Annotated in this window: 8 protein-coding genes and 2 pseudogenes; 4 read left to right on the top strand and 6 right to left on the bottom strand. The window is 74.2% G+C overall.

Going from position 1 to position 14401, the window contains the following annotated elements; genetic code table 11:
• Positions 1-24: 24 nt before the first annotated feature.
• The 3 genes and pseudogenes from ACH4TG_RS28845 to ACH4TG_RS28835 form a co-directional block, all read left to right on the top strand.
• Positions 25-1122: pseudogene (locus tag ACH4TG_RS28845) on the top strand (glycoside hydrolase family 64 protein); the annotation flags it as partial.
• 99 nt (positions 1123-1221) lie between these two features.
• Entirely contained in the window at positions 1222-4842 is a 3621-nt protein-coding gene (locus ACH4TG_RS28840; protein WP_398245472.1) for a ricin-type beta-trefoil lectin domain protein, read from the top strand.
• A 161-nt stretch (positions 4843-5003) separates the two neighbouring features.
• Entirely contained in the window at positions 5004-6860 is a 1857-nt protein-coding gene (locus ACH4TG_RS28835; protein ID WP_398245471.1) for an arabinofuranosidase catalytic domain-containing protein, read from the top strand.
• Between the two features lie 163 nt (positions 6861-7023).
• On the opposite strand, the gene ACH4TG_RS28830 is transcribed toward ACH4TG_RS28835, so the two are convergent.
• The 6 genes and pseudogenes from ACH4TG_RS28830 to ACH4TG_RS28805 form a co-directional block, all read right to left on the bottom strand.
• A complete protein-coding gene (locus tag ACH4TG_RS28830; RefSeq protein ID WP_398245470.1) occupies positions 7024-7749 on the bottom strand; it encodes a class I SAM-dependent methyltransferase in 726 nt (241 codons plus the stop codon).
• The gene (locus ACH4TG_RS28825) at positions 7746-8366 is read right to left on the bottom strand and encodes a DUF2064 domain-containing protein (RefSeq protein WP_398245469.1); all 621 of its coding nucleotides are present in this window, start codon (positions 8364-8366) and stop codon (positions 7746-7748) included. The genes ACH4TG_RS28830 and ACH4TG_RS28825 overlap by 4 nt, the downstream gene beginning before the upstream one ends.
• Before the next feature lie 296 nt (positions 8367-8662).
• Positions 8663-9364 (bottom strand): annotated as a pseudogene (locus tag ACH4TG_RS28820) (glycosyltransferase family 2 protein); the annotation flags it as partial.
• Between the two features lie 383 nt (positions 9365-9747).
• Positions 9748-10824, bottom strand: a complete 1077-nt coding sequence (locus ACH4TG_RS28815) for an NAD-dependent epimerase/dehydratase family protein (RefSeq protein ID WP_398245468.1) — start codon at positions 10822-10824, stop codon at positions 9748-9750.
• A 71-nt stretch (positions 10825-10895) separates the two neighbouring features.
• Positions 10896-11381 carry a hypothetical protein gene (locus ACH4TG_RS28810; protein WP_398245467.1) on the bottom strand — a complete coding sequence of 162 codons (486 nt, stop codon included), beginning with the start codon at positions 11379-11381 and terminating at the stop codon, positions 10896-10898.
• Complete coding sequence (locus tag ACH4TG_RS28805) at positions 11378-12664, bottom strand: molybdopterin-dependent oxidoreductase (protein WP_398245466.1); 1287 nt, start codon at positions 12662-12664, stop codon at positions 11378-11380. Before ACH4TG_RS28805 ends, ACH4TG_RS28810 begins: the two co-directional genes overlap by 4 nt.
• 251 nt (positions 12665-12915) lie before the next feature.
• Between ACH4TG_RS28805 and ACH4TG_RS28800 the strand changes: the two genes are divergently transcribed.
• Positions 12916-14340 carry a hypothetical protein gene (locus tag ACH4TG_RS28800; RefSeq protein WP_398245578.1) on the top strand — a complete coding sequence of 475 codons (1425 nt, stop codon included), beginning with the start codon at positions 12916-12918 and terminating at the stop codon, positions 14338-14340.
• Positions 14341-14401: the final 61 nt, after the last annotated feature.

Genomic DNA, 14401 nt, shown 5'->3' with positions numbered 1-14401 from the left:
AGCACGGGCGGCGGCGGGCAGCCGGTGCCCGGCACGGTCCCGCTGACGATCACCAACAACTCCGGCCGCTCCGGCAGCGTCTACCTGTACGATCTCGGTACCCAGCTGTCCTCGGGACAGCAGGGCTGGGCGGACGCGGGCGGCACCTTCCACGCTTGGCCGGCCGGCGGCAACCCGCCGGTGCCCGCGCCCGACGCGTCGATCCCCGGCCCGGCCAACGGCCAGTCCGTCACCATCCAGATCCCGCGGTTCTCTGGCCGGGTGTATTTCTCCTACGGCCAGAAGCTGGTCTTCAAGCTCGCCACCGGCGGCCTGGTCCAGCCCGCCGTGCAGAACCCGTCCGACCCCAACCGCAACATCCTGTTCAGCTGGTCGGAGTACACGCTCGACGACAGCGGGCTGTGGATCAACAGCACCCAGGTGGACATGTTCACCGCGCCCTACGCGGTCGGCGTGACGTCCACCACCGGCGCCTCGCAGACCACCGGCCACCTCAAGTCCGGCGGCTACAACGCGGTGCTCAACGCGCTGCGCGCGCAGGGCGGCGGCTGGGGCGGCCTGATCCAGACCGCGCCCGACGGCTCGGTGCTGCGGGCGCTGTCGCCCGGCCACGGCATCGAGACCGGCGCGCTGGCCAACTCGGTCATGGACGACTACATCAACCGCGTCTGGACGAAGTACACGAGCAGCACGCTGACCGTCACGCCCTTCTCCGACCAGCCGAACACCAAGTACTTCGGCCGGGTCTCGGGCAGCACCATGAACTTCACCGACAGTTCCGGTGCGGTGGTCACCAGCTTCCAGAAGCCCGACGCGGACAGCGTCTTCGGCTGCTACAAGCTGCTCGACGCCCCCAACGACCAGGTGCGCGGCCCCATTTCCCGCACCCTGTGCGCCGGCTTCAACCGGTCGACGCTGCTGACCAACCCCAACCAGCCCGACAGCAGCGACGCGAGCTTCTACCAGGACGCGGTGACCAACTACTACGCCAAGGCGATCCACGCCCAGATGGCCGACGGCAAGGCGTACGCCTTCGCCTTCGACGACGTCGGCAACCACGAGTCGCTGGTCCACGACGGCAGCCCGCAGCAGGCGTCGCTGATCCTCGACCCGTTCAACTGATCCCTGCCCGTCCTCTGCGTGCGGGCCCGTCACCGCGGGCCCGCACGCCCGCGCCCACGCCCCCAGGAACGTCGCAGCACGCTCTCAGGAGGTCCCCCCATGCACCTGCGCCCCGCGCGCGGCAGAGCACGGCCGTCGACCCGCCCTCCCCGCCCCCGCTCCGATCCGCATCCCCCGAACCCGGCGCCCGGTCAGCCCCGTTCGGCCCTTCGCCGACCGGTCCGCCGGGCCGTCCTCGCCGCCGGCGGCTGCCTCGCGCTGCTGTGCGGGCTCGTGGTGTCGGGCGCCGCCGGAGCGCCGGCCGCCCGCGCCGCGGGCAGCGCCGTCACCGACGGCAACGCCCGCTTCGAGGTGCTCACGCCGACCCTGATCCGCCTGGAGTACGCCGGCGACGGCGCGTTCCAGGACGGCGCCACCTTCAACGCGGTGAACCGCTCGTTCACACCGCCCGCGTACACCACGGACGTGACCTCCGACGGGTACCGGGAGATCACGACCAGCGCGCTGACGCTGCGCTGGAAGGAGGGCAGCGGGCCCTTCACCCCGGCCAACACCACCGTCACGCTGTCCGTGACCGGCGTGCAGGCCAAGCCGGCGTTCCCGTCCTTCTGCGCGCTCGGCACCGCATGCGAGGGCGAGGACGCGCTGTTCAGCGGGCGCGCCGCGGTGGCGTACGACCACACCGGCTACACCGGCACCGGCTTCGTCGCCGGCTACGAGGCCACCGGCAGCGGCATCACCCAGGACGTCTCGCAGGTGCCGGCCACCGGCGACTACCGCCTCCAGGTGCGCTACTCCAACGCGGCCGGCGGCACCGGCAGCCTGTCCACCCGGGTCGACGGGACCGCCGGGCCGAAGCTGAGCCTGCCCGCGACCTCCTCGTGGAACGCCTGGTCCACCGCGTCGGCCACCGTCCACCTGACCGCGGGCACCGACACCCTGAACGTGGTGCAGAACTCCGACGACACCGGCCGCGTCAACATCGACAGCCTCGCCGTCACCCCGGTCGCCACCACCACCTACCCCGCCGCGCAGACGGACCTGGCCACCACCGGCTACGGCGCGGGCCCCACCGACACCCTCGGCGGCTGGTCGCGCACCCTGGACAACCCCAGGACCCTGCCGGTGCCCGAGCACCCCGGCATCCTCGACCGGCACGGCTGGTACCTGCTCGACGACACCCGCAGCGCCCTGCTCGGCTCCGGCCACACCGTCACCGACCGGCCCTCGCACGGCCGGCAGCCGTACCAGGACGGCTACTTCTTCGGCTACGGCCAGAACTACAAGCAGGGCCTGACCGACCTCAACGCGCTGACCGGCGGCACCGACCTGCTGCCGCAGTCCGCGTACGGCGTCTGGTACTCGCGCTACTACGCCTACTCGACCGCCGACTACGAGAACACCCTCCTGCCGGCTTTCCGCGCCAGCCACACCCCGATCGACTGGCTGGTGGTGGACACCGACTGGAAGTCGCCCACCCAGTGGAACGGCTGGAACTGGAACTCCGCGCTCTTCCCCGATCCGCAGGGCTTCCTCGACTGGACGAAGCAGCGCGGCCTGTCGGTCGCGATGAACATCCACCCGAGCATCAACGGCGACGACCCGAAGTTCGCCGCCGCCAACAGCCAGGCCGGCGGGCTCACCGTCGACAGCGGCAGCACCTACCGGTTCGACTGGTCCGACCCCGCCCAACTCGCCGCCTACCTCGGCCTGCACCAGCCCTTCGAGCAGCAGGGCGTGCGGGAGTGGTGGCTGGACTACTGCGGCGGCTGCGGCGGTTCGACCGCCGGCGACCCGCACGTCGCCCCCGACAACCTGATCAACCAGGCGTACGCGGACGACTCGGCCGCCAAGGGCCTGCGCGGCTTCTCGTTCGCCCGGATCGGCGGCTCCGAACAGGGCGGTGACGACAGCAACTACGCGCTCGGACCCTGGTCGGAGCGGCGCACCACCATGCAGTTCACCGGGGACACCCCCGCCACCTGGGACATGCTCGGCTTCGAAGTGCGGTTCACCGCCGACGAGGCCGCCGCGGGGATCTCCAACGTCAGCCACGACATCGGCAGTTTCCACGGCGGCCACCTGGCCGACGACCTGTACGTGCGCTGGATGCAGCTCGGCACCTTCCAGCCGATCGACCGGATGCACTCCGACCACGGCGACCGGCTGCCGTGGAACTACACCGGGGCCGCCCAGACCGCGGCCGAACAGGCGCTGCGGCTGCGGGAGTCCCTGGTGCCGTACACGTACACCCTCGCCCGGCAGGCCAACACCACCGGCGTGCCCATCGTCCGGCCGCTGTACCTGGACTACCCGGCGCAGGACGCCGCGTACAGCGCGCCGGGCGAGTACCTGTACGGCGACGACGTGCTGGTCGCGCCGATCACCACCCCGAACGACTCCTCGGGCAACGGCTCGGCGTCGGTGTGGGTGCCGCCCGGGACCTGGACCGACTACTTCACCGGGAAGAGCTACACCGGCCCGTCGACCGTGACGGTCACCGACCCGCTCAGCCAGATGCCGGTGCTGATCAAGTCAGGCGGCATCCTCACCACCCGCACCGACTACACCGACAACGCGCAGAAGGCGCTCACCGCGCTGACCGTCAACGTCGCGGCGGGCGGGGACGGAGCGTTCTCGCTGTACTCCGACGCGGGCGAGGGCACCGGCTACACCTCGGGCCAGTCCGCGACCGCGCCACTGTCCTGGAACGACACCGCGCGCGCCCTCACCATCGGTGCGCAGAGCGGCAGTTGGCCCGGCGCGCCGACCAGCAGGGCGTACACCCTGCGGCTGTCGAACTCCGCCGCGCCGACCGCCGTCGCCGTCGACGGCATGCAGGTGCCCGAGACGGACTGGTCGTGGAACGCCAACCGGCGCACCGTCACCGTGGCCACGGCGGCGCTGCCGCTCGGCACCGCGCACACCGTGACCCTCAGCGGCAGCGCCACCGCCAACCCGTCGACCGGCGAGGTGATCGGCGACGGCGGCGGATGCCTGGACGTGCGCGACGGCGCCACCGCGGACGGCACCGCGATGCAGCTGTGGACCTGCAACCACACCGCCGCGCAGCAGTTCGCGCTGCAGTCCGACAACACCCTGCGCACACTGGGCAAGTGCGTGACCGCATCCGGCGGCGGCACGGGCAACGGCACCCCTGTCGCGCTCTCCTCGTGCACCGGTTCGGCCGGGCAGGTCTGGACGCACCGCACCGACGGCACCCTGCTCAACCCGGCGTCCGGCCGCTGCCTCGACGTGCCGGACGGCACCACGACCCCGGGCGCCGTGCAACTCCAGCTCTACGACTGCAACTCCACGGCCGCCCAGCTGTGGCAGCTGCCGCCAGGGCCGGTCGGCGGGCCCGGCGGGCTGTGCGTGGACGTGGCCGACGCCGATCCGGCACCCGCCACGCCGGTCCAGCTGTGGGGCTGCAACGGGAGCGACGCGCAGCGCTGGTCGGCACCCGGTGACCGCACCCTGCACACCCTCGGCAGGTGCCTGGACGTGGCAGGCGGCGCCACCGCCAACAGCACACCGGTGCAGCTGTGGGACTGCAACGGCACCGGCGCGCAGGTCTGGACGAGCCGCTCCGACGGCACGCTGTTCAACCCGCAGTCCGGGCGCTGCTTGGACGACAGCGGCAACCACCAACTGCAGGGCGACGCCCTGCAGATCTACGACTGCAACGGCACCGGCGCCCAGGTCTTCCGTCTGGGCTGACCCGCCGCCAGCCGCACCGGGCGCGGCCGCGCAGGGCCATGGACGGCGACGCGCGGCCGCGCACGACCCGGCACAGCCCCTCACGACGCACGACCTCTCACGACGACGCACGACCCCGTTCGACCACGCCCACCGACACCGAAAAGGAGAAAGAGCCGACGATGACCTCCACCACCCCATGGACCGCGCTGCGCACGGCACTTCGGCGCTGCCGCCGCGTCCTCCTCGCGCTCGGCGGGGCCCTGGCCCTGACGCTGGGCCTGCTCATCGGCGCGGTCGGACCGGCGCACGCCGCCGGGACCCTCCCCTGCGACCTCTACGGCGACGCGGGCACGCCCTGCGTGGGCGCCTTCAGCACGGTCCGCGCCCTCTACTCGTCGTACGACGGGAACCTCTACCAGGTCGTGCGCAAACGGGACAACGCGACGCTCGACGTGGGGGTGCTCGCCACCGGCGGGTACGCCGACGCGTCGGCCCAGAACGCCTTCTGCACCGGGGCCGTCTGCGTCATCACCACGATCTACGACCAGTCGCCGCGGCACAACGACCTGACCATCGCCGGCGCCGGCACCGCCGGGGCAGCGAACGTCGGCGCGCTGGCCAACACGCTGCACGTCACCGTCAACGGCCATGCCGTGTACGGCGTCTACGTGATGCCGGGCATCGGGTACCGCCACGCGGTCGGCGCCGGTGTCGCCACCAACGGCCAGGCCGAGGGTATGTACATGGTGACCAGCGGCACCCACACCATCGCCAAGTGCTGCTTCGACTTCGGCAACGTCGAGGCGGCCGAGAACGACACCGGCGCCGGCCACATGGACGCGCTGAACATCTCGTCGATCACCTCGTGCGACCCCTGCCAGGGCAGCGGGCCGTGGGTGCAGGCCGACCTGGAGAACGGCATCTTCCAGGCCGACACCAAGGCGCACAGCGTCAACGGCGGCAACCCCAGCGCCTTCGTCACGGCCCTGCTGAAGAACAACGGCCAGACGAGCTTCGCGCTCAAGGGCGGCAACTCCCAGTCGGGCGGCCTGTCGACGTGGTGGAACGGCGCGCTGCCCAGCGGCTACGCACCGATGAAGCAGGAGGGTTCGATCGTCATGGGCACCGGCGGCGACAACAGCAACCGGGCCGGCGGGTCGTTCTTCGAGGGCGCCATCACCTCCGGGTACCCCTCGGACGCGGCCGACAACGCCGTCCAGGCGAACATCGTCTCGGCCGGCTACGCGGGCGACACGGCCGGCGTCGCGCCCTCGACGATCTCCGCGCCCGGCGGCACCTGCGTCGACGTGACCGGCGACGACATCTCGGGAGACAGCGGCGCCGTCCAGCTGTGGAGCTGCCAGAGCGGCGCGGCCGACCAGCACTGGACCCACGAGTCCGACGGGTCGCTGCGCACGCTCGGCCGGTGCATGGACATCGCGGGCAACTCCACCGCGCAGAACGCCCAGGTGCAGCTGTGGGACTGCAACGGCGTCGGCGGCCAGAAGTGGGTGCAGCGCGCCGACGGCACGCTGTTCAACCCGCAGTCCGGCCGCTGCCTCGACGCGACCAACGGCGCCACCGCCGACGGTACCCGGCTGCAGATCCACGACTGCAACGGGACCGCCGCGCAGGTCTTCACCGTCAACGGCGGCGGTATGGTCGCCGGCCCCGCCGCGAAGTGCCTGGACATCGCGGCCGACGACACCGGCGGCAACGGCGCGGCCGCGCAGCTGTGGGACTGCCAGTCCTACGCCAGGGACCAGCACTGGGTGCACACGTCCAGCAACAGGCTGACGACGCTGGGCCGTTGCCTGGACATCGCGGGCAACTCCACGGCGCAGAACGCGCTGGTGCAGCTGTGGGACTGCAACACCGCGGGCGGCCAGGTCTGGGTGCAGCAGTCCGACGGATCCCTGCTCAACCCGCAGTCCGGCCGCTGCCTCGACGCCACCGACGGCGCCACGGCCAACGGCACGCGCCTGCAGATCCACGACTGCAACGGCACGACCGCGCAGAAGTTCGCGTTGAGCTGAGCTGAGCTGAGCCGGGCGCCGGCCCGGTCCTGGAAGCGCATCCCGGAGCCCGTCGAGGACAGGCGGGGAACGCTGCCGGGACCGGGCCGGCAGCCCGCACCTCGCGCACTTCGCCGCAGCGCCCGGATCCTCGCGTCCTCTTCGGCGGTGCCGGTCCGCCTCGTCATCCGCAGTGCGGGGCGCGCAGCGCGGTGAAGCCGCGGCCGTCCATGCTCCAGGAGGCCGCGGCGGTCCAGCCGGCCGCCGCGGCATGGCGGGCCAGGGTGTTCGTGCCCAGCAGCGCCCAGGGGAACGGGATGCCGGACGCCGCCGTGCCGTCGTGCAGCCGGACCTGGAGCCGCTCGTCCTGATCCGGCCCGCTGCCACCGGGTGTGCACTCGGCGACGAGCGTCCCGCCCGGACACACCAGGTCCCGTACCCGGGCCAGCAGCGCGACGGGGTCGCCGCCGATCCCGACGTTGCCGTCCATCAGCAGTGCCGTGCGCCAACTGCCCTCGCGGGGAAGGGAGTCGAAGACGGAGCGGACGAGGGCCTGGCCGCCGGCCGCCCGGGTGCGCAGGACCGCGTGCGGGTTGACGTCGATGCCCAGCGCGGGCGCGCCGCGGGTGGCGAGCGCGGTCACCATCCGGCCCGGTCCGCACCCGATGTCCAGCACCGGTGGTGCGCTCGCCGCAAGGGCCAGCACCGTGCGATCGGCGGCGTCCGGGGCGCCGCACCACCGCTCGACCTCCAGCGGCAGCAGCCGGGCGTCGGCATCGGGACTGCCGTCCTGACCGGCGTCGGCGCAGGCCAGGAACAGCGGCCCGCGGCCGGAGCGCAGTGCCTCGGCATAGGGGTCGGCGGTCGACCACGCGGGCGCCGGGAGCGGCGCGGTCAGGGGGACGCTCACCGCACGCCCGCCGTCCGGTAGCCGGCGAGGACCGCGGCGAACCGGGTGCCAGGGGCCTGCCCGGCCACCCAGGCGGCGTCCGGTGCGGTGTCCACGTCGCGCAGTTCCGGCAGGTCCCGCACGGTGAGCCCGGCGGCCGTCAGCCGCTCGCGCTGCGTCCTGCCGGTGTACGGCGTGGACATCGGCACCCCGCGGACCAGGTCCGGGTCGGGCACGGCCAGCCCCAGCGCCCAGAACCCCCCGTCGGCCGCCGGCCCGAACCAGGCGTCGGGGCCGGGCTCCAGCGCGGACCCCAGGAGCTCGGGCGTGACCTGCGGCGTGTCCATCCCGATGAGCAGCGCCGGCCCCTCGCACCGCGCGAAGGCCGCGGCCAGCCGCGCGTCGAGGCCGCCCCGCCCCTGCGGAACCACGTCGATGCCCGGCGGCAGCCACGGCCCCGGGCGCCCGTCCAGCACGAGCAATTTACGTCCGGCAGGCGTCGCCGCAACCGCGGCCAGGGTGTCGGCGAGCGCGGCCGCCGCCAACTCGGCCGCCTGCTCCGGCGTGTACGGCGGCGTCAGCCGCGTCTTGACCCGCCCCGCCACGGGCTCCTTGGCGATCACCATCAACGTCGTCACCGAGCACCACCCCGTTCGTCGTGGACCTCGGGTGCGTCGCGGACGTCTCGGGGGTTGGGCTGGGCCGAGGAGTGGAGCGGGGTGCGGGCGTCGCGGACGGCCAGTGGGTCGGTCGCGGGCCGTGTGGCGGGGAGGGCGGGTGCGGGGAGCGAGGCCTGTCCGTAGCCCGGGCCGGTTGTGTCGGGCGTCAACTCCCTTGCGGGTGCGGCGGGTGCGGGTGACCCGTCCCGTTCGTCGTGGACCTCGGGTGCGGGGAGGACGTCCCGGGGGCTGGGGTGGGCCGAGGAGTGGAGCGGGGTGCGGGCGTTGCGGACCGAGGGGGCGGGAGGGACCGCCGCGGTGTGCAGCACGGCGCGCATGTCGTGGACGGCGTGCCATGTGCCCCGCCAGGTGCCGGTGACCTTGGATCGCCCGGTGCGCGGGTGGTAGGGGACGTCCTGTTCGGCGATGCGCCAGCCCGCGTCGGCGGCCAGGACGACCGTTTCCAGCGGGTAGCCGCTGCGCCGGTCGCGCATGCCGAGGTCGAGCAGCGACTCGCGGTGGGCGGCCCGCAGCGGGCCGAGGTCGCGCAGGCGCAGGCCCGTGCGGCGCCGCAGCATGCGGACGAGGGCGGCGTTGCCCGCGCGGGCGTGCGGCGGGAACGCGCCCCGGGCCGTGGGCCGGCGGCGCCCCAGCACCAGATCGGCGTCACCCGTCGCGATCCGGTCGACGAAACCGGGAAGCAGGCCCGGATCCAGGGAGGCGTCGCAGTCGCAGAAGCAGACGAACTCGGCCTCGGCGGCGAGGAGCCCGGCGTGGCAGGCGGCGCCGAAGCCGCGCCGCCGCTCGTGCACGACGGTCGCCCCCAGCTCGGCGGCGATCCGGGCGGAACCGTCACTGGACCCGTTGTCCACGACGACGGCCCGCCACCCGGGCGGGATGCGCGCCAGAACCCAGGGAAGCGCCCCGGCTTCGTCGAGGCAGGGCAGGACGACATCGGCGGTTGGTGTCACGAGCATTCCCGTCGGTTGCGAGTTCGGTGATCAGAGGTGGGTGGTGGGTGCGTGGGGGAGAGGGAAGCGAGGCAAGCCCCCCGGAGGCACGAAGACATGACGCCGCGTCAGGACAACTGCCGTGCCCCGCGGGACTCTGTGAGGAGACCGGCGCCCGCACCGGTCCCGCCCTGCGCTCACGCCCCGGCGCAGCCCGCGGCGCGGCGCGGCGTACACCGGCCGGGCGAGAAGGAGGGACAAGGGGGGTGGCGCGGTGGTGCGGGCCGTGCCGGCGAAGCCACGAGCGGAGCCGCCCGGTCGCCGAGCGGGTCGCGGAGCCGGTGCCGCCACCGGGCAGCGGACCGGGCGCCACGCCCGGGCAGGTCAGCGGCCCATTGCCGAAGCGGGGGTCAGGAAGCCGTCACCCCCTCCTGGCCACGCAGCCGTGCCCGCGCGAACTCGGCGACACCGGCGGCGAATTCGACCGAGGGCCGCCACCCCAGTTCGTCGCGGAGGCGGGCCGAGGACGCCGTCACATGGCGGACGTCGCCGAGGCGGAACTCGCCGGTGACGACGGGCACGGGTCCGCCGCTCGCGGTGGCCAGCGCGGTCGCCAGGTCCCCGACGGTGTGCGGCGTTCCGCTGCCGGTGTTGTACGCGCGGAAGCTCCCGCCGGGCCGGTCCGCGACGGCCTCCAGCGCGCGCACGTTCGCCGCCGCCACGTCCGTCACGTGGACGAAGTCCCGCCGCTGGCCGCCGTCTTCGAACACCCGCGGCGCCAGGCCGCGCGCCAGGGCCGAGCGGAAGTACGACGCGACGCCCGCGTACGGGGTGTCCCTCGGCATCCCCGGGCCGTACACGTTGTGGTAGCGCAGCGACACCGCCCGGCCGCCGGTCGCCCGTGCCCAGGCCGAAGCCAGGTGCTCCTGGGCGAGCTTGGTGGCGGCGTAGACGCTGCGCGGGTCGGCGGGCGCGTCCTCCGTCACCAGCCCGGGCCGCAGGTCCGCGCCGCAGTGCGGGCACGGCGGCTCGAACCGGCCGGCCGCGAGGTCGTGCTCCGCGCGGGGACCGGGGATCACCCGGCCGTGCCGCGCGCAGTCGTACCGCCCCTCGCCGTAGACGACCATCGACCCGGCGAGCACCAGGTTCCGCACACCCTCGCGGGCCATGGCGGCCAGGAGTTCGGCGGTGCCGAGGTCGTTGCAGCCGACGTAGGCGGGGGTGTCCGCCATGTCCTTGCCGAGGCCGACCATGGCTGCCTGGTGGCAGACCGCCGTCACCCCGCGCAGCGCCCGCCCGACGGCCTCGCCGTCGCGGACGTCCTCGTGGAAGAACGCGGCGGCTCCGGCCGGAGGCGCCGCGGGCGGCATGGCGTGGGCGGCCGGCAGCAGGGCGTCGAGGACGACCGGTTCGTGGCCGCGGGCGGCGAGTTCGGCGACGATGTGCGAGCCGATGAAGCCCGCGCCGCCGGTGACGAGTACGCGCATGCCGGCGACCTTAGGAGCCGGCGCGGCCGGAAGGACCGGTGCCGCGGCGTCCGCCACAGGTTCGTAAGAATTCACCGGCCCCTCCCGCTTCCGTCACGCCACAGGCGAAAGGCCAGGTGGAGGCCCGAGAGGCCGAACAGCACCCCGGTGATCACCAGCCAGCGGGTGCGGAAGACACCGGGGTCGAGCAGGGTCGCGGACCGGTACTGCGCGCCGCTGTCCCTGGAGACGAGCGGCCAGTAGACGAGCAGCAGGACGAGCGAGACGAACGCCGGGACGCGGACGTGGTTCACGACGGCGATGCGGTACGGCGAGTGCGGTCGCCCGGCGCGCACCGCCCGGTGGAGCAGCCAGTCGGCGCTGCCGTACAGCGGGACGGCCACCAGGTCGTGGACGAGGGCGGCGCCCACTGCCCACTGCACCACGCCCCACCAGTCGCCGGCGAGGAGCTGGGCCATGGCGTAGCCACACAGGGCGAACGAACCGAGCAGGGCGGCGAGATGCCACCACGGCTCGCCGTACAGGGTCCGGAAGGCGTGCTTCACGCGGTGGTTCATGCCGGCTCCGGGAAGTCGGTGGCGCCGAAGGTCAGCCGGCCGACCCACTTGGTGTTCATCACTCCGGGCGCGCCGGGGACGATGACCCGCGCCGGACGGCCGTGGTCGGCGGTGAGAGCCGCGCCGTTGACCCGCAGGGCCAGCAACGACCGGCCGTCGCGGACCTGTTGGGCGCTGAGGGCGACCGCGCGGAAGGACCCCGTGCGCTGGACGGACTCGACGAACACCCCCGGCGGATCGGCCGGGTGACCGACCAGGGCGGCGAGGTCCCGCAGCCGCACGCCCTCCCAGTGCTGGTCGCCGGTGGACCAGCCCTCGACGCACGCGATGGGCAGGGCGGCACTGTGCTGCGCCAGCCGCTGGAGGTCGGCGAGGCCCAACCGGACGCTGCCGGCCGCTCCGCTGACCGTCAACCGCCAGCCCGGGCCGACGTCCTGGGGTCTGATGCGGGCGGCGGCCGCGGGTTTGTTCACCGGGAAGCCCCCGGGGCCGGTGCCCGGCGAGCGGCCGTGCGGCGCGAGCAGGGCGGCGCGGCGCAGCGGGCCGCCGACGCTCTGGCCGGCCGTCACCACCAGGAGCGCGAGGGAGCCGAGGCCGACCATCCCGAGCGCGCCGCGCCGGGAGATGGTGGGATCCGCGGGGTGCCGCGGGACCAGGCCGCCCGCGTCCGGGGCCTCGGGTCGCGTCCGCGACGTCGGTGTGCGCAGCTCGGCCCGCAGGTCGCGACTGCGCAACGCCCGTACGGCCGTGGGCAGTTTGAGTGCCACGTGGGCGAGCACCGCCCCGAAGAACACCCAACCGCCGTAGAAGTGCAGGGGGTAGAACGAGCCCGGGAAGACGTAGTCCAGCTGCACATTGAGGATGCCGGTGGTGAACTCGAACAGTCCGCCGCCGACCAGGAGCACCAGGGACAGCCGCTCCAGCGCGTGGCCGGCCGAGCGCACGGGCGGCAGCGCGAACAGCTTGGGCACCACCGACCAGAGCTTGGCCAGCAGCACGGGCACCAGCACGATCCCGAGCGTGACGTGCACGCCCTGCGTCACCCGGTACAGCCAGTACGGGTGCGTCGGCCAGGAGAAGAGGTAGAAGCCGAGCAGGCCCTTGCCCGGCGTCTTGTCGTTCACGTGCGACAGGCCCGGGTTGTACGCGGCGTACGACAGCAGGCCGGTGACGAACAGCACCGGGATGCCGATGAGGAGCACCGCGCCGAACACGGACGTCAGCCAAGGACCGCGCAGCGGGCTGCGCCAGGGCCCCGGCGGGCGGGGGAGGGGGACGTTCATGGCGGCCGACCCTAGGGGCGGGCGGGCCGCCGGCGACCGGATCGACTCATGACGAAAGTCTGACGTCGCCCGGTACCGCGCCGAGTCCTTGCGGAAGTCTGACGTCCTGCCGCGGCGCCGCGACCACCGCCCGGCGCGCGCCTAGGGTGCGGCGGGTGAGCCCCTTCCCGCCTTCCGCGCGCAGCCGGCGCGACGCCGCGTCGCCGTCGACGTCTCCACACCCGTCCGCTCCCGCTCCCGCGTCCGCCTCCGTGCCCGGCTCCGCCTCCTCCTCCGCACCGGGCCTGCCGGAAGCGTCGCCGGCCGGGCCGGACCCGCTGCGGCGCGAGGGGCCGCGGTCGCGTCGCCGGGACCTCCTCGCCGCGGGCGCGGCCCTCCTGCTGTTCGCGGCGATGGCGGGGATCGGCGCCTGGCTGCAGCGGGACAGCTACGTGCTCAGGTCGCCCTTCCCGCCCCTGGAGGCGTGGTGGCGGCCGCACGCGGGACCGGGCACGCCGCCGGCCGTGGTGGTCGCCGCCCTCGTCGTCGGATACGGGCCGTCCGTCGCCGGACGGCTGCCCTGGCGCGCACTGCCCTGGGCGGCGTGGGCCGCGGCGATGGCATGGACCTGGTCGCTGGCCCTGGTGGACGGCTGGCGGCGCGGCATCTCGGGCCGGCTCCTGGAGACCGGCGAGTACCTGACGCAGCTGCACCGGTTCGATCACCTCGGGCCCGCGCTGCGCACGTACACCGACCACATCCTCATCGACTCCCCGCAGCACTGGACCACGCACATCGCGGGCCACCCGGCCGGCGCGGTGCTGACCTTCGTCGGGCTGGACCGGATCGGGCTCGGCGGCGGCACCTGGGCCGCGGCGTTCGTGATGACCGCCGGCACCTCGCTGGTCGTCGCGGTGCTGATCGCGCTGCGCCTGCTCACCGGCGAGCAGCGGGCACGGGCAGCCGCGCCGTTCCTCGTCCTGGCGCCGGGCGCGGTGTGGGTCGGGGTCTCCGCGGACGGCTACTTCGCGGCCGTCGCCGCCTGGTCGCTGGCGCTGCTCGCCGTCTCCGCCACCCGCACCTCGCCCGTGGCCCGGGCGGCGGCCGGGTTCGGCGGCGGGCTGCTGCTCGGCGCCGCGTGCTACCTGTCGTACGGTCTGGTGCTCCTCGCGGTGCCGGCGGCCGTCGTGCTGGTCTGCGCCCGCAGCGCCCGCCCGGTGCCGTACGCGCTGGCCGGAGCCGCGGTCGTGGTGGCCGCGTTCACCCTGGCGGGCTTCGACTGGTGGCAGGCGTACGGGCTGCTCAGGACCCGTTACTACCAGGGCTACGGCGGTGTACGGCCGTACAGCTACTGGTTCTTCGGCGACCTGGCGACAGTGGCCGCGGCGGCCGGGCTCGCCGCGTTCGCGGGGCTGCGCCGGGTGCTGGCGGCCGTGCCCGCCGTCGCCCGCAGCAGGTTGCGCGGGGAACGGGCGGCGATCGCGGCGGTACTGCTGCCGTGCGGTTTCCTCCTGGCGATGCTCGCCGCCGATCTCTCGGGGATGAGCAAGGCGGAGACCGAGCGCATCTGGCTGCCGTTCAGCCTGTGGCTGCCCGCCTGCGCCGCGTTCCTCCCGCGGCGGGACCACCGCGGTTGGCTCGCCGCCCAGGCCGTGGCCGCGCTGCTGCTCAACCACCTTCTGCTGACCGGCTGGTGAGCCCGCGGCCGGGGACGTCGGGGGCCGCCCGGGCAGGAGCGGGCGAGCCGGGTGATCCGGG

It is taken from the genome of Streptomyces sp. NPDC020917 (assembly GCF_044333795.1).
Classification (GTDB): domain Bacteria; phylum Actinomycetota; class Actinomycetes; order Streptomycetales; family Streptomycetaceae; genus Actinacidiphila.
The sequence above is the reverse complement of the archived record's forward strand: the minus strand, read 5'-3'. Positions and strand labels throughout refer to the sequence as shown.